This is a genomic window from Janthinobacterium sp. GW822-FHT07H11 (genome assembly GCF_058798615.1).
Genome location: NZ_CM179507.1, coordinates 3,177,729 through 3,200,962 on the forward strand (window position 1 = coordinate 3,177,729; position 23,234 = coordinate 3,200,962).

The window sequence follows — 23,234 nt, forward strand, 5'->3', positions numbered from 1 at the left end:
AGCGGGGAGGGCGCGCATAACCCTCGATAAAGACGGAGAGACACCATGCATACCACCCGACTCAAATTGCGCGACATCAGCCGCGCCGCCGCGATCGTGATCGCCCTGGCGGCCGGCGTGCCAGGCCAGGCCTGGGCGCAGTCGAACGCCACCAGCACCATTTTCGGCGAAGTGAGTGCGCCGGCCGGCGCCACCGTGGTACTGGAAAACCTGGCGACGGGCGTGCAGCGCAGCCTGACGCCGGATACGTCGGGCCGCTATGTGGCCAACTCCATGCCGCCGGGCCGCTATGCGGTGCGCGTGCTGCGCGCCGGCTCGGTGGAAGCGACGCAGGAAGTCGAAGCCTTGATCGGCGCGGGCGCCGAAGCGAACTTCGGCCCGGCCAGCGCGGCCGGTTCCGTGGGCCAGGAGCAGACCGTCGTGGTGAAGGCGTCGCGCAATCCGATCGACGTATCGAACACCAACAATGGCGTGATCTTCACCGCCAAGGAATTGAAAGCGCTGCCGGTCGGCAACGACGTCGCTTCCATCGTGCAGCTGACGCCGGGCGTGGCGCGCGGCACCAACAGCGTGTATGGCAATGCGCCGTCGATCGGCGGCTCGGGCCAGTCGGAAAATGCGTTCTACGTCAACGGTTTTCCCATCACCAACCTCCTGACCCAGGTGGGCGCGTCGGAGCTGCCGTTCGGCGCCATCTCCAACCTGCAGGTGCTGTCGGGCGGCTATGGCTCGGAATTCGGCCGCTCCACGGGCGGCGTGATCAACATCACCACCAAGAGCGGCGGCAACAAGGTCGAATTCGGCGGCAAGGTCTCCATCATCCCCCGCTCGCTGAAGGGCACGACGGAAAACCGGTATTACCCGAACACGGGCGCCAATCCGGAGACGGATGGCACCTTGAAGTATTGGAACCGCGATAACGGCAGCACCAGCAAGGTCGTCGGCTTGTACGGCAGCGGTCCGCTGATCAAGAACAAGCTGTTCGCCTTCGTGGCGCTGGAACAGACGCGCACGGACGGCGGCGCCGTCGCCGGTGCGCGCGACGACCTGGTGGACAAGGTGCTGCCGAACGGCTGGCGCGAGAGCAAGAGCAAGGTTGACCGCATGATGGCCAAGCTGGACTACAACCTGACGGACGACCATCACTTTGAATATACCAAGCTGTATGACCGCACGACGACGGACAGCCAGAGCTATGGTTTCGACTATGCCACCTTAAAACGCAACAACGTGCCTGGCGGCGGGAGCGAGACCACCATCAACTGCTGCGGTTCGTCGGCCGCGCCGGGCGCGAATGTCGATATCTTCAAGTACACGGGCTACCTGACGGACAAGCTGACGGTGACGGCGATGATGGGGCAGTCGCGCACTTCGCACCGCCGTACCCCGGAAGGCTACAATCCGCTGCTGGCGCAAACGTCGTCGAATGAATCGACCCAGGTGCCTGGCCTGACGTACACCAATCCGCAAACGGTGACCGGTACTCTGGTCGACCCGTCGTCGGAAGACCGCCAGAAGGCCAAGCGCCTGGACCTGGAATACAAGCTGGGCAAGCATTCGCTGCGCGGCGGCATCGACCGCATCGACGTGGAATCGAAGGTGGGCCTGAGCCTGGCCGGCGGCTACCGCTGGAGGTACGAGAAGGTCAAGGATCCGACGCTCTTGATCAACGGCGCCTTTGAGACGCCGGCCCAGGGCAACGGCTATGGCAAGGATGGCTATTACGTCAGCAAGGAATTGAACGCCAACCTGGCGCGTCCGACCAGCGTGCAATCGGCGCAGTACATCCAGGACCACTACCAGGTCACGGAACGCGTGCTGCTGGACCTGGGCCTGCGCCGGGAACAGTTCACCAACTACAGCACCGATGGCGTGGCCTTCATTTCGCAGCGCAACATGATCGCCCCGCGCCTGGGCGCCACCTGGGATTACCTGGGCGACGGCACCCTGAAATTCTTCGCCAACGGCGGCCGCTACCACCTGCCGGTGCCATCGAATTTGTCGAGCAACATGGCCAGCCCCTTCCTGGCCACCAGCGAGATGTTCACCTACACGGGCGTCGATCCCGTCACGGGCGCGCCGACGGGCCTGCACGCCATCAGCAAGCCGTATTCGGCCAACAACGCCTATGGCCAGAGCCGCGATGCGCGCGAAGTGACGGCCATCGGCTTGAAACCGCTGTCGCAGGATGAGTTTTCGCTCGGTTTCGAACGTGCCCTGAGCAAGAAGCTGGTGGTGGGCGCGAGTGTGCTGTACCGCAAGCTGAACGACACCAACGACGACAGCTGCGATGAACGTCCGCTGCAAGCCTGGGCCGCGCGCAACAGCGTCGACACGGGCAAGTGGAGCGGCTTCCAGTGCGCCATCATCAATCCGGGCCGCGACAACAGCCTGATGGTGGACTTCGACGACGGCAAGGGCTTGCGCCGCGTGGATATTTCGGCGGCGGAGTGGGGCAACCCGCTGCCATCGCGCACCTACCGCGCCCTGAACCTGTTCGTCGAACACCCGTACACGAATGGCTGGTACGGCAAGCTGACCTACACCTTGTCTGCCCTGAAGGGCAATATGGAAGGCCAGACGGACAGCATCGGCGGCGGCGACGTGGGCCTGACGGTCAGCGACGACCACAAGGAACTGATGTACAACGCCTATGGCTACCTGCCTGGCGACCACCGCCACGCGTTCAAGGCCTACGGCTTCATGCAGGTCATCCCGGACGTGACGGTGGGCGCCAACCTGTCGCTGACCTCGGGCGCGCCGCGCAACTGCATCGGCGCGCTGCCCGATGAACTGAAGTTCGAGAACAATTACGGCGATTCCTACTTCTATTGCAACGGCAAGCCGGCGCCGCGCGGCAGCCAGGGCCGTCTGCCATGGCAAGCCCAGCTCGACATGAATGTGGCCTATACTCCCAGCGCCGTCAAGGGCCTGAGCCTGAAAGTGGACGTCTTCAATGTGTTCAACAGCCAGACCGTCACCCGCTATACCGAAACGCGCGAAGACCATGGCGCCATCTCCCGCAATTACCTGCAGGTCGATGGACGCACGGCGCCGCGTTCCGTGCGCTTTACGGCGGAATACACCTATTAACCTGCAACCGGCCCGCTGTGCGGCGGGCCGGTGACGATCATTACCAACGGAAGCGAGAAGAGACCAATGACGACACAAATCAATCGACGCAATTTCCTGTCCGCCAGCGCAGCGCTGGCCGGTGGCGCCATGGCCGGCAGCGCCTTGCTGCCTGGCGACGCCAACGCCGCACCGGCCGCCGGCCGCGACAAGGTCCGCCTGGGCGTGATCGGCACGGGCATGCGCGGCCAGGTGCTGCTGGCCGAACTGGTGCGCCGCGATGACGTGGAAGTGGTGGCCCTGTGCGATATCGAGCCGATCATGCTGAAACACGCGCTGGGCCAGGTGGCCAAAGCCGGCAAGCCGCGCCCGCGCACGTACGGCGAAGACCGCGATCAGAAAGCCTACCAGCGCATGCTGGACGCGGGCGGCCTCGATGGCGTGATCATCGCCACGCCGTGGGAATTCCATGCGCCGATGGCGATCGCCGCCATGCAGGCGAAAATCGCCGTCGGCTGCGAAGTGGTGGCCGGCATCACCCTGCAAGACCACTGGGATGTCCTGAACACCCAGCTGAAGACGGGCACGCCGTACATGTTGCTGGAAAACGTGTGCTACCGCCGCGACGTGATGGCGGCGCTGCAGATGGTGCGCGCCGGCCTGTTCGGCGAACTGCTGCACCTGCAGGGCGGCTACCAGCATGATTTGCGCGCCGTCAAATTCAACAGCGGCAATCCGGCCAAGCCGTATGGCGGCGGCGTGGAATTCGGCGAGAAGGGCTGGTCGGAAGCCCATTGGCGCACGCAGCACTCGGTCGAGCGCAATGGCGAGCTGTATCCGAGCCACGGCATCGGCCCCTGCGCCATGTACACCAACATCAACCGCGGCAACCGTTTTACGCGCATCAACGCCTTCGCCACCAAGGCGCGCGGCTTGCACGACTACATCGTCAAGCAGCCGGGTGGCGCGCAGCATGCGAACGCCAAGGTGAAATTCAAGCTGGGCGACGTCGTCACCACCACCCTGGCGTGCGAGAACGGCGAAACCATCATCCTGCAGCACGACACGAGCCTGCCGCGCCCGTATTCGCTGGGCTTCCGCGTGCAAGGCACGGACGGCCTGTGGATGGACCTGAACAATTCGATCCACATCGAGGGCGTCAGCAAGCCGCACCAGTGGGACGATTTCAAGCTCTACCAGGACAAGTATGAGCACCCCGTGTGGCGCAAGTACGCGGCGCAAGCCGAAGGCGCGGGCCACGGCGGCATGGACTTCTTCGTCATCCACGCCTTTGTCGAAGCCCTGAAGGCCAATGCGCCGATGCCGATCGATATCTACGATGCCGTGACGTGGAGCGCCATCACGCCGCTGTCCGAGCAGTCGATCGCCGCCAACTTCCAGACCCTGGACTTCCCGGACTTCACGGGCGGGCAGTGGAAGTCGCGCAAGCCGATCTTCGCCCTCGACGGCAAGTACTAAGCCCCATTCGCCCGCTACCGCGCATGCCGCCGTAGCGGGTTTTTTGCATTCCAGGAGACGTTGATGAAATACAGGAGTTCATTGCGCTACGCAGTCCTTCCCGCGATGGCCTTGCTGGCCGCCTGCGTGGCCGCGCCCGTGGCGTCCGCGCCGTCCGCCACCGTGGAACTGGCCGGCAACGCCTTCATCACCAGCGGGCAGGAGGGCGCCATCATCAACGGGCGTGGCCTGTCCGGCTGGAGCAATCCCGATGCCGTCGCCAGCACCTATTTCCGCGTGGCCGGGGCGGGACCCGTCCACGTGGCGCTGGACGCCAGCCTGGCCGATGGCGGCAACAGCACCATCCGCGTGACGATCAATGGCGCGCCGTTCGACGTCAAGCTGGCCGGCAAGGCGCGCAAGACCTACGCCGTCGGCACGGTGAACGTGCCGGCGGCCGGCTACGTGAAGGTGGACTTGCAGGGGCTGTCGCGTGCCAATGCCACGTTCGGCGAGGTCGCCGCGCTGAAGGTGGCGTCGAACGCCGCGCTCAATTACGCGAATGACCCGGCCAACTACTACTGGTCGCGGCGCGGCCCGTCCGTGCACATGGGCTACACGGTGCCGGCCAATACCGAGTATTTTTATAACGAGATGACGGTCCCCGTGGGCCAGGACGCCATCGGTTCCTATTTCATGTCCAACGGCTTCGGCCAGGGCTACATGGGCATCCAGGTGAAGTCGCCCAGCGAGCGCTGGATACTGTTTTCCGTGTGGGATGCCGAGAATGGCGCGAAAACCACCCTGGTCAGCAAGGGCGCCGGCGTGGTCGACAACGCATTCGGCGGCGAGGGCACGGGTGGACAGACTTATCTGTCGTACAACTGGGCGGCCGGCACGACCTACCGTTTCATCACGCGCGCGCGGCCCGACGGCAAGGGCGGCAGCGACTATTCGGCCTGGTTCTTCGCGCCCGAGACGGGCAAGTGGCGCTATATCGCCACCTGGAAGCGGCCGGCGATTTCCACGTATTTGACGGGCGTGCATTCCTTCCTTGAAAACTTCATCGACACCCTGGGCTACACGGAGCGCAGCGTCCAGTTCGGCAACCAGTGGGCGAGAACCAGCGCCGGCGCCTGGGCCGAAGTGACGGCGGGGCGCTACACGGGCGATGCGACGGCCACCAATGCGCAGCGCATGGATTACGCCGGTGGCCTGGAGGATGGCAGGTTCTACCTGCATAACGGCGGTTTTTTTGCCGATTATGTGAAAACGGGCCAGAACTTCACGCGCCCGGCCACGGGCCAGGCGCCGGCCGTCGACGTGGCGGCCTTGCCGATGCGGTAGCGGCCTATGGCGCCAGCGCGCGGTCCAGCTCCACGATGGACTGGTACAGCACCCTGGCGCCGTCGAGCAGCTGCGTCGGTTCTATCCATTCTTCGGGGCAGTGGCTGCGTCCGCCAAGGCAGGGAATGAAGATCATGCCCACGGGGCCGGTCGGCGCCACGTACACGGCATCGTGGCCGGCGCCGCTGGGCATGCGCATGCTGGCGTAGCCGAGTTTACCTGCTGCGTACTCGACGGCATCCATCACCAGCGGCGCGCAGTCGGTGGGCTTCGAGCGGCTCACCGTCTGCATCTCCACCGTCAGGCGCAGCTGTGCCAGTCCGTCGGCCACCTCGGCCATCAGCGCTTCGGGGAACGCGTCGAGCACCTGCGCATTCTCGCTGCGTACTTCCAGCATCATCTCCACCATGCCCGGCACCGCGTTCGAGGCGTTCGGCGTGAGCGACAAGCGGCCGATGGTCGCCACCACGTAGTGGGGCTTGCCCGACAGCGCTGCGGCGCGTCGGTTGGCCGCGTCGATGACGCGCGCCGCGCCCACCAGCGCATCCTTGCGGATATCCATCGGCGTCGTGCCCGCATGGTCGGGCTGGCCCCGCACGACGATGGAAACGCGGCGGATACCGACGATGTTCGTCACCACGCCGATCGGCAGGCCCCGCGTTTCCAGCACCGGACCCTGCTCGATATGCAGCTCGACAAAGGCCGCCGTGCCGCCCGCCGCGCGCAGGGGCACGCCCAGGTTTTCCGGATGGCAGCCGATGCGGCGCATGCCCTCGGCCAGCGTCTCGCCGTCGGCATTGCGCGCTGCCAGCATGTCGGGCGGCAGGGCGCCGGAAAAGGCGCGGCTGCCGATGCAGGAGATGCCGTAGTCGCTCGGTTCCTCGGACAGAAAATCGATCACCTCGAACGGGTGCTCCAAAGCGATGCCCTGTTCGTGCAGGGTGCGCGCCACTTCGATGCCGGCCAAGACGCCGATGATGCCGTCGAAGCGGCCACCCATCATGACCGTGTCGCAGTGCGAGCCGGTGGCCAGGGGCGCCCGCGCCGGCGCGCCCGCGCGGGCCGGCAGGCGGCCCACCAGGTTGCCGCCGTCGTCCTGGTGCACCTGCATGCCGGCGGCGAGGAATTCCTCGCGCAGCCAGGCGCGCGCTTCGAGGAACAGCGGAGAGAAGGCGCGCCGCGTCCACGGTACCCCGGGCAGTGTCATGCGCGACAGGGTTTCCACGCGCGCCCACAGGCGCTCGGCGTTCAGGGGCGGGAAGGGGATGGTGTTCATGTATTCTTTCTATGGTTGGAGGTTCAGGCGGCGCGCGGACGCAGAAAACGGCCGTCGCCGGCGCGGTTGACGATGGCGCCGCCGTCGTAGACCAGCTGCCCGCGGCACCAGGTGGCGGCCACGCGCACGGACAATTCGCGGTCCTCGAAACTGCTCCATTGCACCGCCGACAGGCTGCGCGACGGGTCGTAGCGGTAGCGCTCGGGCGCGACGATGACGATGTCGGCATCCATGCCCACGTCCAGGCCACCCTTGCGGTCGTCCAGCAGGAAGTGGCGCGCCGGATTGCGGCACAGCTGGCGCACCACCATCGAGGGGCCGATGCCGTGCTCTTCGCAGCCCGTCCAGAAGGCGGGCAGCAGGGTTTCCAGGCCGGGACCGCCCGAGGCGTTCTTGAAGATGTTCGGGTTGCCCTTGCGCTCCAGGCCCCAGCTGACATGGTCTGACGAGACAAAGGTACAGGCGTCGCGCGCGATGTGCGTCCACAGCAGGTCCACTTCCGCCTGCGGGCGGATGGGCGGATAGTGCTTGGTCTTCGCGCCGAAGCGGCGGCTGTGCTCCTCGTGATTCAGCATCAGGTACTGGATGCAGGTCTCGATGCTGGCCCGGTGGCCGGCCGCGCGGTACATCTCGCACAGCTCGAAGCCGCGCGAGGTGGACACGTGCACGGCGTGCGCGCGCGCGCCCGTCTCGGCGCCGATCTCGTAGATCAGGGCCGTGGCCAGGTTTTCGATCAGCGGCGTGTGGGCGCGCATGAAGGCGTCCCAGCCCGTGTCGCCCAGTTCCAGCATGCGCGCGATATTCTTGCGCGTCAGTTCCTGCATCTGGTTGTGCACGCCGCACACAAGACCGGACGGCGCAATGAGGCGGAACGCCTCGTATAACTGGTCTTCCTCGACGCGTGGAAAGCGTCCCGGCGTGGCCTCGAAGGTGGAAAACTTGAACGCGCAGACGCCGCCCTCGATCAGGCCCGCCGCCGCCTGCAAGCCGTACTTGTCGTTCAGGGTGCCGAACAGGGCCACGTCGACGTGGCAGTCGCGCTCCACCTCGGCGATCTTGGCGTCGAGCTGCGGCCGCGACGCCACCGGTTCCGGATCGTCGTAGGGCATGTCGACCATCACCGTGATGCCGCCGGCCGCCGCCGCGCGCGAGGCGTGGCCCAGTCCCTCCTGGCCCGCCTGGCTGCCCGCGTGCACCTGGCCATCGACGGCGCCGGGCAGTATCCAGCGCCCGCCCGCGTCGACCCTGTCGCGTGCCTGCGGCGCGCGGCCCGTGCCGCGCGCCACGATCTTGCCGCCGCGCGCCGCCAGCCAGCCGTTTTCCACTACCTTGTCCGCTTCGACGATATTGCCGGACACCACCAGATCGAATTCGCTCATCGTTGCACCGTTCTCCATAATTGACGATGGATGAAAGTGTAGGACGGCCAAGCCAAAATACCTTATGCTTAAATATGCGATCCAATTAACATCGTGTTATGGACGACTGCTTGCGAGGTTCCTCCGTGAAACTGAATTTGCGTCAAATCGAAGTCTTCCGCGCCATCATGCTCAGCGGCTCCATCAGCGGCGCCTCCAAGTTGCTGTATGTGTCGCAGCCGGCCGTCAGCCGGCTGATTTCCTACACGGAACAGCGCCTGGGCCTGCTGCTGTTCCAGCGTATCAAGGGACGGCTGTACCCCACGCCGGAAGCGCGGCGCCTGTTCGAGGAAGTGGGCGCCGTCTATCAGAGCGTACAGCGGGTCAACGAAGTGGCGGAAAACCTGGCGGAAAACCGTATCGGCCAGCTGCGCATCGCCAGCAGCCCCAACCTGGGCCAGTCGCTGATGCCGCGCGCGGTGGCCATCTTTTGCGAGCGCTACCCGGACGTGCGCATCGTGCTGCATACCCTGATTCCCAGCGTGATGCTGCAAAGCCTGCTCACGCACGAGGTGGAGCTGGGCGTGACCTACATGCCTGTCACGCATCCGAGCCTGGCCGTGCGGCCGCTGTACAGGAACCGCATCATGGCCGTGGTGCCGCTCGATCACCGGCTGGCCGGGCGTACCGAGATCACCACGGACGACCTGGCGGGCGACCGCTTCGTCGGTTACAGCAGCGACATTCCATTCGGCCAGCTGGTGCAGCAGATGTTCGGCAACGAAGAGCAGCGCCCGCAGCCGCGCATCGAGGTGCAGCAGGCGCACGTGGCTTGCGCCATGGTGCAGGCGGGCGTGGGCGTGGCCCTGGTCGACGAGATCACGATCAGCGGCCCGATCTGGTCGAAGGTGGTGGCCATTCCCGTCGTGCCCGTGGCCAGCGCGCCCGTCAACGTGTACCACATCGAACTCGAACCCCTGTCGCGGCTGGCGCAGGAATTCATCGCCATCCTGGAATCGTTGCGCAATTGAAACGCGCACCGCGCTGGTGCAAGGGCCGCGCCAGCATGGCCCGCCCCGGAGTGCAGGCGGGTGCACCATCGCATGGCATTAACATCATGTTATATGCTAATCACAAAATGTAACGCGACATTATCGTTAATCCTACCTAATATTTGATCCATCGCGACAGGCAAGGGGCCGGCAATGTGGGCCGGCGCCGCCTGGCGCAGATGCAGATCAATCATGGAGGAGAAAAATAATGGGACGTATCTTGACACTCAGGGATGTGGAGGCGGCGGTGAAAGGCGGTTCCGTCTTTGCCTGCGGCGGCGGCGGCTGGGCTGACCACGGACGCGAACTGGGCACCCTGGCCGTGACCATCGGCCGGCCGGAACTGGTCGACATGGCCGAAGTGCCGGACGATGCCTGGATCGCCACGGCGGCCGCCATCGGTGCGCCGGGCGGCCTGACGGACTGGGAAATGCTGGGCATGGACTACGTCAAGGCGGTGCAGCTGACGCAGGCAGCGCTGGGCCATGCCATCTATGGCCTGATCATCGGCCAGAACGGCATGTCGAGCACCCTGAACGGCTGGCTGCCGTCGGCCGTGCTGGGCACCAAGGTGATCGACGCGGTGGGCGACCTGCGCGCCCATCCGACCGGCGACATGGGGTCGCTGGGCCTGGCCAACAGCCCGCTGCCCATGATACAGAGCGCGGCCGGCGGCAAGCGCGCCAACAACGCCTACATCGAACTGGTGGTGCGCGGCGCCACGGCCAGGGTCTCGCCCATCCTGCGCAAGGCGTCCGACATGTCGGGCGGCTTCATCGCCAGCTGCCGCAATCCCGTTCCCGCTTCCTACGTGCGCCAGCATGCTGCGCTGGGCGGCATCAGCATGGCGCTGGCGCTCGGCGAAACCATCCTGGCCGCCGAAAGCCGCGGCGGCATGGCCGTCGTCGACGCCATCTGCAAGCAGACGGGCGGCAGCATCATCGGCAGTGGCAAGGTGGCGCGCAATACCCTGCGCTACACGGACGAAGCATTCGACATCGGCGTGATCGAGGTGGGCCAGGGCGCCGATACATGCCTGATCCACGTGATGAACGAGCACATGGCCGTCGACGACGCGCATGGCGCGCGCATCGCCAGCTACCCGGACGTCATCACCACGCTCGACATGCAGGGCAATCCCGTCAGCGCGGGCCAGGTAAAGGAGGGCATGGAAGTGCTGATCCTCCACGTGCACAAGAGCGTCATCCCGCTGTCGTCCAGCGTCAGCGACCCGGCCGTGTACCCGCCCGTGGAAAAGGCGCTGGGCATCAAGCTCGCCGACTACGCGCTGGAGGGCAAATGATGACGCCGACGACATTCAGCGTGCAATCGGGCACCGTGCTGCGCTGCAAGGGCTGGCGCCAGGAAGCGCTGCTGCGCCTGCTGGAAAACGTGCTGGCCGTGGGCGAGGCGCCGCAGGACCTGGTGGTCTACGCGGCGCTGGGCAAGGCGGCGCGCGACTGGCCAGCTTATCGCGCCATCGTCGACGCCTTGCTGTTCCTGGAGGAGGACCAGACCCTGATCATCCAGTCGGGCAAGCCGATCGGCGTGCTGCGCACGCACAGCCAGGCCCCCATCGTCATCATGGCCAACTGTAATCTGGTGGGCCAGTGGGCCAAGGCGGAAAACTTCTATGCGCTGGAAAAGCAGGGCCTCATCTGCTGGGGCGGACTGACGGCCGGCGACTGGCAGTACATCGGTTCGCAGGGCGTGATCCAGGGCACTTACGAGATTTTCTGCCGCATCGCCGAGCGCCATTTCAACAACGACCTGCGCGGGCGCTTCATCCTGACGGCGGGCCTGGGCGGCATGGGCGGCGCGCAGCCGCTGGCAGGGCGCATGGCCAACGCCGCCATCCTGACGGTGGAAGTGAATGAAGAGAGCATCCAGAAGCGCCTGAAGAACGGTTTCCTGGAACTGCGCGCCGACTCGCTCGACCATGCGCTGGCGCTGATCGCCGATGCCGTGGCGCGCAAGGTGCCCGTTTCCGTCGGCCTGCTGGGCAATGCGGCCGATGTCTACCCGGAGATCCTGGCGCGCGGCATCGTGCCCGACATCGTCACCGACCAGACCTCGGCGCACGACCTGGTGTACGGCTATGTGCCGTCCGGCCATACGCCGCGCCAGGCAATCGAGCGCCGCGAGACGGACATCGAGGGACTGATGCGGGACAGCCGCGCGTCCATCGTGCGCCACGTGCAAGCCATGCTCGGCTTCCAGGACCGGGGGGCCGTCGTTTTTGACAACGGCAACCTGATACGTACGCATGCGAAGCAGGGCGGCGTGGCGCGCGCCTTCGATATTCCCGTGTTTACCGAAGCGTTCCTGCGGCCCCTGTTCGCGCGCGCCATCGGCCCGTTCCGCTGGATCGCGCTGTCGAACGACCCGGAGGACATCCGCAAGATCGATGACTTCCTGCTGCAACGCTTCGCCGGCAACTGGATCGTCTCGAACTGGGTGCGCCTGGCGCGCCAGTACGTGCCGTTCGAGGGGCTGCCGGCCCGCATCGCCTGGCTGGGCCATGGCGAGCGCACGGAGCTGGCGCTGGAAGTGAACCGCATGGTACGCGACGGGGAACTGAGCGCCCCGGTTGCCTTTACGCGCGACCACCTGGACGCGGGCGCCATGGCGCATCCGAACATCATGACGGAAAACATGCGCGACGGCTCGGACGCCATCGCCGACTGGCCTCTATTGAACGCCATGATCAACTGCTCCTCCAGCGCCGACCTGGTGGCCATCCATTCGGGCGGCGGCGGCTACAGCGGCTACATGACCAGCGCGGGAGTGACGGTGGTGGCGGACGGCAGCGCAGCGGCCGAACAGCGCCTGCGCCTGTCGCTGACGAACGACACCAGCAGCGGCGTGCTGCGCTATGCCGATGCCGGCTATGCCGAAGCGCTCGACGAAGTGGCCGTGAAGGGCATTGCCCGCATCGATACCGGAGAGGAGCGCTTCCGGCAATAATTCACCGTCATACGCCATACAAAACTAAAAAAAGGCCGTCCGGGGACAACCCCGGCGGCACATAACGACAACGATAATGTGGTTTACAGGGAGATGGAAATGAAAGAGCTGGCAATCAATGCGGGTGGCGCAAGCCCGGCGAAGACGGAAACAGGGGCGGGCGCCGCGCATGCCGCGATCGTGCACGATCCGAAGGCGAGCCGGCGCGCCGTCATCGCCGCTTCGACCGGCAATGCGCTCGAGTGGTACGACTTCACGGTGTACGCCTTGTTCGCCGTGTATATCGGACAGAATTTTTTCCAGAACGAGAATCCCACGGTGCAGCTGATGGCCTCCTTCATGGCCTTCGGACTCGGCTACGTGGCCCGCCCGCTGGGCGCCTTGCTGCTCGGCTCCTACGGCGACCGCGCCGGGCGCAAGGCGGCGCTGACGATGACCATCATGCTGATGGCGCTGGGCACCCTGTTGATCGCCATCGCGCCGCCGTATGCCGCCATCGGCGTGGGCGCGCCGCTGCTGATCGTCTGCGGCCGGGTGCTGCAGGGTTTTTCGGCCGGCGGCGAGATCGGCGGCGCGACGGCTTTCCTGGTCGAGCATGCGCCGCCGGAAAAGAAGGGGCAGTATGCCTCCTGGCTGCAGGCCAGCATGGGCATCAGCAACGTGGCCGGCGCGCTGGTGGCGACCATCGTCACCACCATTTACACGGTCGAGGAAATTGGCGAGTGGGCCTGGCGCATTCCCTTCATCATCGGCCTGGCGATCGCCCCGGTGGGCCTGTGGATGCGCAAGGCGCTCGACGAGACGCCGCACTTCAAGCTGGAAGAGCAGCGCATGAAGGCTGCTGGCGAAGTCAGGAAGACGCCGCTGCTGCAAGTGCTGCGCGAGTGCCCGAAACAGCTGGCGGCCGGCTTTGGCTTGTCCGTGCTGTGGGCGGCGGCGCCGTACTCGCTGATCATCTTCATGCCCATCTATGCGCAAAAGACCATGGGTTTCACGGCTTCGCAGGCGTTCACGGCTTCGCTGATCGGCAACCTGTTCATGATCGTCTGCTGCGTGCTGGCCGGTACCCTCTCGGACAGGCTGGGACGGCGCGTGATGCTGCGTTTCGGCGCCGGCCTGCTGCTCGTTTGCGTGTATCCGCTGATGATGTGGCTGCAGGCTTCGCACACCACCGTCACCCTGGTCATCGTGCAGTCGCTGTTCTGCGCCATGATCGCCATGTTCGTTGGCGTGGCACCGGCGGCGCTGTCGGAAATCTTCCCCACGTCCGTGCGCTCGTCCGGCATGTCGCTGTCGTATAACACGGCCGTCACCCTGCTGGGCGGCTTCGCACCCGCCATCCTGACGTGGATCACCTATACGACGGGCGTGGCGTTTGCCCCGGCCCTGTACGTGATGGGCGCGGCCGCCATTGCGCTGGTGGCCATCTCGACCCTGCCCGATGCCAGCAAGGCCTGATCCACCAACAAACCGGGAATTACCATGAAAATGACACCAAGCGGCGCCCTGCGCGCCGCCACGGCACTCGCTTGCCTGGCGCTTGGCCAGGCGGCGCAGGCGCAGTCGAATATCAGCTTCACCGGCGTCATCGACGCGTATGCCGGCTCGCTGCAGCGCAGCGGTGAAACGGCCCGCACCAACGTCGTCAACAGCAGCGGCATGAGCACCTCGTGGTGGGGCTTCAAGGGCGTGGAAGACCTGGGCGGCGGCTTGCAGGCGCAATTCAACCTGACGGGCTTTTTCCGCCCCGATAACGGCGGCGCCGGCCGCTACGACGCCGATACCCTGTTTGCGCGCGATGCCAACGTGGGCCTGGCGGGCCGCTTCGGGCGTTTCTCCATCGGGCGCGACCTGGCGCCCAGCTTCGTGCCGTCGATCACGCTCAATCCGTTCGGCGGCTCCTTCGCCTTCGCGCCGCTGCTGGTGCACACGCAGGCCTCGTCCGGCGCCTACCGTGGCCAGAAATGGGCGCCGACGACGGCTGGCGACACGGGCTGGAGCAACGAGATCATGTACGTCACGCCGAACATGGGCGGCCTGACGGCCAGCCTGTTCTACCAGTTCGGCGAGCAAGCCGGCAATGGCGGCAAGAACAATGTCGGCGCCAACGCCATGTACGGCAGCGGCCCGCTGACCCTGGGCGCCTACGTACAGCGCATCGCCGTCAACAATCCGCTCGATGCGGCCGCTGGCGACTCGAAGGTGTTCAGCTTCACGCCCTACCACATCGACACGGGCGCCGTCTACAAGCTGGCGGCGGCCCGCCGCCAGACCACGTGGTTCATCGGCGGCGCCTACGATTTCAAGAGCGTGAAATTGTTCGGCACCTGGCAACAGGCGGACAACCGCCTGCCCGATGGCGCGGACAGCGACCGGCACGGCTTGAAGTCCGATACGGCGCAGCTGGGCGCCAGCGCGCCGCTGGGTGCGGGCGTGGCCATGCTGTCGTGGGGGCGCAGCAGCATCCGTGCCAGCGGCGACTTCGGCGGCCCGGGCTGGCGCAGCGCGGTGCGGCGCAATACCGTCTCGCTGGGCTACGACTACATCGTATCGAAGCGCACCGACGTGTACGGCGTCGCCATGCGCGACAAGATCAGCGACCAGGACGGCGGCAGCAGCGTGGGGGCGGGTATCCGCCACAAGTTCTGACGCTGGGCATGGACCGGCAGAGGGCGAGGTCCTGTTGTCGCCCTGCCACGTCCAACGCGGCGGTTGCGCCAGCCTTGCCATGCCAGTTAGAATGCGAATCATTATTGTTTGTGCGTGAGGATATCCAGTGTCGGCTGCCCAACCCGGCGTTCACCAGGAGGTGGGCAGCCTGTATCGCGATCATCACCGCTGGCTGCAGGGCTGGCTGCGGCACAAGCTGGGCAACGCCTTTGACGCGGCCGACGTGGCGCACGACACCTTCATGCGCCTGCTCAATCGCGAAGAAGGCATTGCCGCGCGCGAGCCGCGTGCCTTTCTGACAACGGTGGCCAAGGGAGTGCTGGGCAATCTGTACCGCCGCCGCGACCTGGAAGCGGCCTACCTGGAAACCCTGGCGAGCCTGCCGGCGCAGTGCGCGCCAGATCCCGAGGCGCAGGCGATCCTGCTCGAAGCGCTGTTCGACATCGATCGCCGCCTCGATGGCTTGCCTGCGCCCGTGCGCCGCGCCTTTTTGCTGTCGCAGTTGGACGGCATGCCGCAGGCGGGCATCGCCGCCGAATTGCATGTGTCGCTGGCCACCGTGCAGCGCTACCTGGTGAAAGCCATGCACCAGTGCTTTTTTGCCAAGCCATCGGCATGAGCACGAGCTTGAGTGGCGCCGCCGCGCCGGAAGCGCCCGGCCTGCAAGCCGTCGAATGGCTGGTGCGCCTGCAGGCTGGCGATTGCGGGCCCGAAGTGGAGCAGGCATGGCGCGCCTGGCGGGCCAGCGACGCGGAAAACGAACAGGCATGGCAGCACATCGAAGCGTGCATGGCGCGCATGCGCGGCTTGCCCGCAGCGCTGGCGCACGGCACCCTGGCGCGCAAGCCCGCCCGCGCGCAGGCGAATGCGGCGCGGCGCCAGTCCTTGAAACTCGTGGCGCTGCTGGCCGTGGGCGGCGGTGCCTGGCTGGCGGGCGGCGATGAACAGGCGCGGTTCTGGCTGGCCGATTACCGCACCGGCACGGGCGAACTGCGCCACATCGTGCTGGAAGACGGCACGCGCATCGCGCTCAACACGGCCTCCAGCATCGACGTGCGTTACGATGCGGGTCAGCGCCTGGTGACGATACTCAAGGGCGAGATCATGGTCACGACCGCGCGCGATGCGGCGGGCCGGCCGTTTTTCGTGCGCACGGCGCAAGGCCGTTTGCAGCCCGTTGGCACGCGCTTTGCCGTGCGCGTGAAAGAAGACCGTACGCAGCTTGGCGTGTTCGAAGGCGCCGTCGACATTTTTCCAGGGCAGTCGCCAGTGGCGGCGCGCAGGCTGCAAGCCGGCCAGCAAGCGAGCTTCACGGCGGCCCAGGCCGGCACCGTGCGGCCCCTGCCAGCCGGCGCGGATGCGTGGACGGCCGGCATGCTGGTGGCGCACGACATGCCGCTGGCAGATTTCGTGCAGGAACTGGCGCGCTACCGCCAAGGGCGCCTGGCCTGCGATCCGGCCATCGTTCACCTGCGCGTGTCCGGCATCTACCCGCTGGCCGATACGACACAGGTGCTCGACATGCTGACGCGCACCTTGCCCGTCGACGTGCGCCAGAGCACGCGTTTCTGGGTCACGGTAACACCACACCGGCCAGACGCCGGGCGTACATAGGCCGCTTGGAAAAATATGTTCAGAAAATAGTGAGGGGTTTGCGGTTTTCGCGTGGCAGGCACAGTGAACCCTTCATTCACTTTCTGGAAAATCGTCCCATGCCTGGTAAAACATCTTCTCTCTTTCCCGCCGTTTCCTCCCGCTGCCGGCGCAGCGTGGCCGCCATCGCCGTCAGCCAGGCCCTGTGGCTGCTGGCCGCCGGCGGCGCCACGGCCTTTGCGCCGGCCGCCACGGCCGCCAATGCCAGCCGTGTCGCCATGGCGATACCCGCCGGATCGCTGGAGCAGGTGCTCGTGCGCTTCGGCCAGGAGACGGGCACCATGATTTCCTACCAGGCTGCCACCGTGGCGGGCAAGCGCAGCGCCGGCCTGGCGGGCAGCTACAGCGTGCCCGAGGCGCTGGGCGCCATCGTTGCCGGCTCCGGCTTGCGCGCCGTGCCGCAGGCGAATGGCGGCTATGTGCTGGAAGCGGCGCCCGCCAGCATGGGGCAAACCATGCCGGAGATGACCGTGACGGCCCCCGCCGATGCCAAAGGCACGACGGAAGGCAGCGGCTCGTACACGACGCAGGCCATGCGCTCGGCCACTCGCCTGGGCCTGTCCGTGCGCGAGACGCCGCAAGCCGTCAGCGTGGTGACGCGCCAGCAGATGGATGACCAGAATCTGCAAACGGTGGAAGAGGTGCTGCAAAACGCGGCCGGTGTGGCCATCAACCGCTATGACAGCGACCGCACCTCGTTCTTTGCGCGTGGCTTTTCCATCGCCAGCTACCAGTATGACGGCATTCCCACCACGGTCGACAATGCCTACAACGTGGGCGATAGCACCCTGGACATGACGGCCTACGACCGGGTCGAGATCGTGCGCGGCGCCACGGGCCTGCTGACGGGCGCGGGGGAACCGTCGGCCACCATCAACCTGGTGCGCAAGCGCGCCTCGTCGGCGCAGCTGGCCGGCGCGGCGGCCCTGAACCTGGGTTCCTGGAACCATGCGCGCGCCAGCGCCGACCTGTCCACGCCATTGACGGCGGATGGCAAGGTGCGCGGCCGCGTCGTGGCCAGCTACCAGGACAGCGAATCGTATGTGAATCTGTACCACGGCAAGAAAGCCATGGCCTACGCCACCGTGGAAGCGGACCTGGCGCCCGGCAGCGTGCTGATCGCCGGTTATGAATACCAGGACAACCGCCCGCGCGGCGGCATGTATGGCGGCTTGCCGCTGTGGCATGCGGATGGCGAGCGCGCCGCGTTTTCCCGTTCCACCACCACGGCCGCCACCTGGAGCCGCTGGTTCAGCGCCAGCCAGACGGCGTTCCTGCGCCTGGAGCAGCAGCTGGGCAGCGGCTGGAACCTGACGGCCATGCTGAATCACGGCTGGGGCAATTACTCGGCGGCCGAAACCTTCGCCTACACCTGGCCGGACAAGGTCACGGGACAGGGCGTGACGGGCAGCCCCGGCTTTTATTCGGGCACGCGGCGCCAGGACAGCGTCGACGCCTATGTGCAGGGACCCGTGCAGCTGCTGGGCCGCACGCACGACCTGGCGTTTGGCGTCTCGGGCAGCAACCAGTTCGCCAGCAATCCCGGCATCTCGGGCGGCAGCGTCGATTACGGGAACTTTTACCAGTGGCAGGGTGTGGCGCCGGAGCCGGACTGGAACGATCCCGACTTTTACCGCTGGAAGCTGCTCGACACGGTGCAGCAGCGCGGCATCTATGGCACGGCGCGCTTTTCGCTGGCCGACCCCTTGACACTGATCGTCGGCGCGCGCTACAGCCGCTACAAGGCGGACCACATCGACGACTGGGGCGGCAGCTACGCCTACGCCAAGCATGCCGTCACGCCATATGCGGGCCTGGTATGGGATATCGATGCGCGGCATGCGCTGTACACCAGCTACAGCAAGATCTTCAAGCCGCAGGGCAACCAGGACCGCTTCGGCCGCTATCTCGATCCCGTGCAGGGCAAGAATCTGGAAGCGGGCGTGAAGGGCGAGTATTTCGGCGGCAAACTCAATGCAGCGCTGGCCCTGTTCCGCATCGCGCAAGATGGCCTGGCGCAGGAAGACACGGGCCACTTTGTCGGCAATTCGCTGACACAGGCGTATTACGCGGCGGACGGCACCACCAGCAAGGGCGTGGAGCTCGATCTGTCTGGCGAGCTGGCAAAGGGCTGGAATGTCTCGGCCAGCCTGTCGCATGCGGCGGCCAAGGACAATGCCGGCGCGCGCCTGAACAGCTACGTGCCGCAGACGCTGGCGCGCGTGTTTTCCACGTACCAGCTGCCAGGCGGCTGGCGCGCCCTGTCGCTGGGCGGCGGCGTGAACTGGCAGAGCGGCGCCTACCGCGACGCCACGGGCCCGAACGGCGTCGAGCGCGTGGAGCAGGGTAGCTACGCCGTGGCCAGCCTGATGGCGAAATATGCGCTGTCGCGCCAGTTGTCCGTGCAGGCGAACGTCAACAACCTGTTCGACAAACACTACTACAGCCAGGTCGGCATGTACAACCAGGGCTACTGGGGCGCGCCGCGCAATGCCAGCGTGACGCTGCGCTACCTCTTCTGATGTATCAGAATGGCCAGGCCTGCTTGGTGACGGCCACGGCGATAATGTAGGCGAAGACCAGCACGGCTGCCGCGAAGGCGGCGCCGCGCGTGGCCGGCGTCTTGCCCCGCTTCAGGGCGATGGTGCCCAGCACGATATAGGCCAGCAGCGCGCACAGCTTGGCGGCCAGCCACGGCTGGCTGCCCGGCGACTGGCCGCTCCACACGGCCAGGGCGATGGCGCTGGCCAGCAGCGCCGTGTCGACCAGGTGCGGCAGGATTTTTACCCAACGCTGCTGCAAGGCGGGCGAGGCGCGCAGCATCCAGGCGCCGCGCAACAGGAAAAGACAGCCGCTGGCGGCGGCGCAGCCCATGTGGAAATGCTTGAGGCTCAGATAATCCATGCGTGATGTGGTGGGCGTTGATTGATCGTGGCGCCAGCATAGCCGCCTTTGGCGTCCTGCGCCATACGTCGTCGGGACGAGATGCAGCTAAGGCAGCAATTTCACGTACACGAGCTCCGGGTCGCCCTCGTCGAGATGGTCGATCCGGCCGCTGCGCACGAAGCCGGCCCTGGCGAACAGCCGTTGCGCGGCGCCGTTGGGCCGGTTCGTCGAGGTGAACAGTTTCCCTGTCTGGCACGCGGCTTCGGCGGCCGCCAGCAGGCGCAATCCTACGCCGCAGTGCTGCTGCGCGGGCGCGACCACCACCAGCGAGACAAAACCGTGGCCGAAGAAGTCGCCGTGCGTGAGGACATAGCCGGCCACCTGGCCATTGCGGATGGCCACCTGGCAGTGCCCCTTGCCGGCGGCGGCGCGCACGGCATCGCCGCGCTCCGGGTGCGTCTGGGCATAGGCGTCGCAAGCGAGCATGGCTGCCACATCGCCATGCCCGGCCATGCGGGTGACGATTTCATCTGCTTGCGTTCTGTTTTCCATGCCGCTCCCTGTTGTGCCGGTGCCGAGTGTGCCAAAAATGCGCCGGTTTGTAAAACCCCCGCCATCCAGGCTAGGTCCGCGTGCCGGTATCTAGTCACTTTTGCCGATGCGGCTATCCAGATTGCCTTTCCAGAATCACCCTGTGGCCGATAGTGCCTTTCGCGGCCGCCACGTAAGCTGGTCGGGACGGCTGGCCAGACGGCCAGTGCATTCATGGAGAAACATCGTGGCTACCCTAGATGGCACTAAGAACAACAGTAGTAACAAGGCAGTCGAACCCGGCATGCGGCGCAAGCAGGCATCCGTATTGATCAGCAGTACCTTCGCGTTTACCATCTGCTTCGCGGTATGGATGATGTTTGCCGTACTGGGCATCCCCATCAAGACCAGCCTGGGCTTGACTGAAACACAATTCGGCCTGCTGGCCGCCATGCCCGTGCTGACGGGCTCCCTCGTGCGCGTGCCGCTGGGCATCTGGACGGACAAATACGGCGGACGCCGCGTCTTCTTCCTGCTGATGCTGGCCAGCGTGGTGCCGATCTACCTGATTTCCTACGCCACCGCCTACTGGCACTTCCTCGTGCTGGGCATGTTCGTGGGCCTGGCGGGCGGTTCGTTTTCCGTCGGCACGCCGTATGTGGCGCGCTGGTATGAGAAGGAGCGCCGCGGCCTGGCGATGGGCATCTTCGGCGCGGGTAACTCCGGTTCCGCGCTGACCAAGTTCGTCGCGCCGGGCATCGTCGCCGCCTTCGGCTGGCAAATGCTGCCCAAGGTGTATGCGGTGGCCATGCTGGCCACGGCCATCATCTTCTGGCTGTTTTCGTACACGGACAAATCGCACCTGGCGCCATCGGGCGAAAGCTTTTCCGCGCAGATGAAGGTGCTGAAGGACCCGCGTGTGTGGCGCTACTGCCAGTACTACTCGGTGGTGTTCGGCGGCTACGTGGCGCTGGCGCTGTGGATGACGAAGTATTACGTGGCCGAATACGGTTTTGATTTGAAACACGCGGCGCTGCTGGCCGCCTGCTTCTCGCTGCCGGGCGGCGTGCTGCGCGCGCTGGGCGGCTGGATCTCGGATAAATATGGTGCCGCCAAGGTGACCTGGGCCGTGATGTGGGTGTGCTGGGTGTGCTTCTTCCTGCTGTCGTATCCGCAAACGCAGATGGTGGTGGAAACCGTCACGGGTCCGCTGGCCTTCCATATCGGCCTGTCGCCGCTGTGGTTCACCGTGCTGCTGTTCATCGTCGGCATCGCCATGGCCGTGGGCAAGGCGTCCGTCTTCAAGTTCATCGGCGATGATTTTTCCGACAACATCGGTGCCGTCTCGGGCGTGGTCGGCCTGGCCGGCGGCCTGGGCGGCTTCATCCTGCCCGTGATGTTCGGCGCCCTGGTCGACTTCACGGGCGTGCGTTCGAGCTCCTTCATGCTGCTGTACGGCACCGTCTGCGTTTCCCTCGTCTGGATGCATTTCTCGTTCAAGCCGCTGCGTGCGGCACCAACTACTCAACCTGCAGGAGTTAAAGCATGAGCCGCTATATGATCAATACGTGGGAGCCTGAGACTCCCAGTTTCTGGCAAAGCACGGGCAAGGCCACGGCCGGGCGCAATCTGTGGATTTCGATTCCCGCCTTGCTGCTGGCATTTGCCGTGTGGATGGTGTGGAGCGTGGTGGTGGTCAACCTGCCCAACATCGGCTTCACCTACAGTAACAACCAGCTGTTCTGGCTGACGGCCCTGCCGGGCCTGTCCGGCGCCACCCTGCGCATCTTTTACTCGTTCATGGTGCCGATTTTCGGCGGCCGGCGCTGGACGGCCATTTCCACCGGCTCGCTGCTGATTCCCGCCATCGGCATCGGCTTTGCCGTGCAGGATGTGAATACGGGCTACCCGACCATGCTGATCCTGGCGCTGCTGTGCGGCTTCGGCGGCGGCAATTTCGCCTCGTCGATGGCCAACATCAGCTTTTTCTACCCGAAATCGAGCAAGGGCTTCGCGCTGGGCATGAATGCGGGCCTGGGCAACCTGGGCGTGTCGGTTGTGCAGTTCGTCGTGCCGCTGGTAATCACCTTTGCCGTCTTCGGCGCCTGGGGCGGCGATGCGCTCACCTGGACCAAGGGCGGCGTCAGCAAGCAGATGTGGCTGCAGAACGCGGGCTTCATCTGGGTCCCGTTCATCGCCCTGAGCACCTTGCTGGCCTGGTTCGGCATGAATGACCTGGCCTCGGCCAAGGCCTCGTTTTCGGAACAGGCCGTGATCTTCAAGCGCAAGCACAATTGGCTCATGTGCTGGCTGTACACAGGCACCTTCGGCTCCTTCATCGGCTACTCGGCCGCCTTCCCGCTGCTGATCAAGATCCAGTTCCCCGACGTCAATCCGCTCGACTATGCCTTCCTGGGCCCGCTGGTAGGCGCGCTGGCGCGCGTGGCAGGCGGCGTGATCTCCGACAAACTGGGCGGCGCCCGCGTCACCCTGTGGTCGTTCCTGCTGATGATAGGCGCCGTGCTGGGCGTGCTGCACTTCATGCCGCAGGCGGGCCAAGGTCTGCACACTGCGGGCAGCTTCAATGGCTTCTTCTGGATGTTCATGCTGCTGTTCGCCGGCACCGGCATCGGCAATGCCTCGACTTTCCGCATGATCCCCGTGATCTTCATGACGGAGCGCCAGCGCGCCGCGGCAGGCCAGGGCAAGGCGGCGCAGGAGCAGGCCATCGTCGACGCCAACAAGGAAGGCGCGGCGGTACTGGGCTTCACCTCGGCCGTGGCCGCCTACGGCGCGTTCTTCATCCCGAAAAGCTACGGCACCTCGATCGCGCTCACGGGCAGCCCCGACGCGGCCCTGTGGTGCTTCATCGGCTTTTATGTCAGTTGCATCGCCATCACCTGGTGGTGCTATGCGCGCAAGGGCGCAGCCATGCCTTGTTAATCAGCATGCCCGGCAAGGCAG

At 65.7% G+C, this 23,234-nt stretch carries 17 protein-coding genes; 13 read left to right on the forward strand and 4 right to left on the reverse strand.

Translation table 11 applies throughout. The annotated features are described in order from the left end of the window. Positions 1–45 precede the first annotated feature (45 nt). From AC3RCJ_RS14110 to AC3RCJ_RS14120, 3 genes are all read left to right on the forward strand, one after another. The gene (locus AC3RCJ_RS14110; RefSeq protein ID WP_492962670.1) at positions 46–3,093 is read left to right on the forward strand and encodes a TonB-dependent receptor; all 3,048 of its coding nucleotides are present in this window, start codon (positions 46–48) and stop codon (positions 3,091–3,093) included. 66 nt (positions 3,094–3,159) lie between these two features. After that, positions 3,160–4,551 carry a Gfo/Idh/MocA family protein gene (locus tag AC3RCJ_RS14115; protein ID WP_492962669.1) on the forward strand — a complete coding sequence of 464 codons (1,392 nt, stop codon included), beginning with the start codon at positions 3,160–3,162 and terminating at the stop codon, positions 4,549–4,551. Positions 4,552–4,614: 63 nt separating this feature from the next. Further along, a complete protein-coding gene (locus tag AC3RCJ_RS14120; protein WP_492962667.1) occupies positions 4,615–5,877 on the forward strand; it encodes a DUF3472 domain-containing protein in 1,263 nt (420 codons plus the stop codon). Between the two features lie 4 nt (positions 5,878–5,881). On the opposite strand, the gene ertE is transcribed toward AC3RCJ_RS14120, so the two are convergent. Together ertE and ertD are read right to left on the reverse strand one after the other, a co-directional pair. After that, on the reverse strand, positions 5,882–7,153 hold the full coding sequence (gene ertE / locus AC3RCJ_RS14125) for an N-carbamyl-l-glutamate amidohydrolase ErtE (protein ID WP_492962665.1): 1,272 nt from the start codon (positions 7,151–7,153) through the stop codon (positions 5,882–5,884). Between the two features lie 23 nt (positions 7,154–7,176). Continuing rightward, the gene (gene ertD / locus AC3RCJ_RS14130; RefSeq protein ID WP_492962663.1) at positions 7,177–8,532 is read right to left on the reverse strand and encodes a hydantoin-5-propionate amidohydrolase; all 1,356 of its coding nucleotides are present in this window, start codon (positions 8,530–8,532) and stop codon (positions 7,177–7,179) included. A gap of 125 nt (positions 8,533–8,657) precedes the next feature. Between ertD and AC3RCJ_RS14135 the strand changes: the two genes are divergently transcribed. The 8 genes from AC3RCJ_RS14135 (at position 8,658) to AC3RCJ_RS14170 (ending at position 19,375) form a co-directional block, all read left to right on the forward strand. Further along, positions 8,658–9,542: a LysR family transcriptional regulator gene (locus AC3RCJ_RS14135; RefSeq protein ID WP_492962661.1), complete on the forward strand. Its 885-nt coding sequence runs from the start codon at positions 8,658–8,660 to the stop codon at positions 9,540–9,542. Positions 9,543–9,771: 229 nt separating this feature from the next. Next, positions 9,772–10,866, forward strand: coding sequence for a thiohydantoin desulfurase (gene ertC, locus AC3RCJ_RS14140; RefSeq protein WP_492962659.1), 1,095 nt, complete (start codon positions 9,772–9,774; stop codon positions 10,864–10,866). Beyond that, a complete protein-coding gene (ertB, locus tag AC3RCJ_RS14145) occupies positions 10,866–12,530 on the forward strand; it encodes a thiourocanate hydratase (protein WP_492962704.1) in 1,665 nt (554 codons plus the stop codon). Before ertC ends, ertB begins: the two co-directional genes overlap by 1 nt. A 99-nt stretch (positions 12,531–12,629) precedes the next feature. Next, positions 12,630–13,988: an MFS transporter gene (locus AC3RCJ_RS14150; protein ID WP_492962657.1), complete on the forward strand. Its 1,359-nt coding sequence runs from the start codon at positions 12,630–12,632 to the stop codon at positions 13,986–13,988. A gap of 24 nt (positions 13,989–14,012) precedes the next feature. Next, entirely contained in the window at positions 14,013–15,179 is a 1,167-nt protein-coding gene (locus AC3RCJ_RS14155; RefSeq protein ID WP_492962656.1) for a porin, read from the forward strand. Between the two features lie 127 nt (positions 15,180–15,306). Continuing rightward, positions 15,307–15,819, forward strand: coding sequence for a sigma-70 family RNA polymerase sigma factor (locus AC3RCJ_RS14160; RefSeq protein ID WP_492962654.1), 513 nt, complete (start codon positions 15,307–15,309; stop codon positions 15,817–15,819). Further along, entirely contained in the window at positions 15,816–16,814 is a 999-nt protein-coding gene (locus tag AC3RCJ_RS14165) for a FecR domain-containing protein (protein ID WP_492962652.1), read from the forward strand. Before AC3RCJ_RS14160 ends, AC3RCJ_RS14165 begins: the two co-directional genes overlap by 4 nt. 98 nt (positions 16,815–16,912) lie before the next feature. After that, on the forward strand, positions 16,913–19,375 hold the full coding sequence (locus tag AC3RCJ_RS14170) for a TonB-dependent siderophore receptor (RefSeq protein WP_492962650.1): 2,463 nt from the start codon (positions 16,913–16,915) through the stop codon (positions 19,373–19,375). A 4-nt stretch (positions 19,376–19,379) separates the two neighbouring features. Here AC3RCJ_RS14170 and AC3RCJ_RS14175 read toward each other — a convergent pair whose 3' ends face one another. Both AC3RCJ_RS14175 and AC3RCJ_RS14180 read right to left on the reverse strand, forming a co-directional pair. After that, positions 19,380–19,757 (reverse strand): SirB2 family protein, encoded by a 378-nt coding sequence (locus AC3RCJ_RS14175; RefSeq protein WP_492962648.1) that lies wholly within the window; start codon positions 19,755–19,757, stop codon positions 19,380–19,382. An 87-nt stretch (positions 19,758–19,844) separates the two neighbouring features. Beyond that, complete coding sequence (locus tag AC3RCJ_RS14180; RefSeq protein WP_492962646.1) at positions 19,845–20,291, reverse strand: GNAT family N-acetyltransferase; 447 nt, start codon at positions 20,289–20,291, stop codon at positions 19,845–19,847. A 283-nt stretch (positions 20,292–20,574) separates the two neighbouring features. On the opposite strand from AC3RCJ_RS14180, the gene AC3RCJ_RS14185 reads away from it, so the two are divergent. Further along, the gene (locus AC3RCJ_RS14185) at positions 20,575–21,819 is read left to right on the forward strand and encodes an MFS transporter (protein ID WP_070313631.1); all 1,245 of its coding nucleotides are present in this window, start codon (positions 20,575–20,577) and stop codon (positions 21,817–21,819) included. After that, positions 21,816–23,213, forward strand: a complete 1,398-nt coding sequence (locus AC3RCJ_RS14190; protein ID WP_492962644.1) for a NarK family nitrate/nitrite MFS transporter — start codon at positions 21,816–21,818, stop codon at positions 23,211–23,213. Before AC3RCJ_RS14185 ends, AC3RCJ_RS14190 begins: the two co-directional genes overlap by 4 nt. The last annotated feature ends 21 nt before the right edge of the window (positions 23,214–23,234 follow it).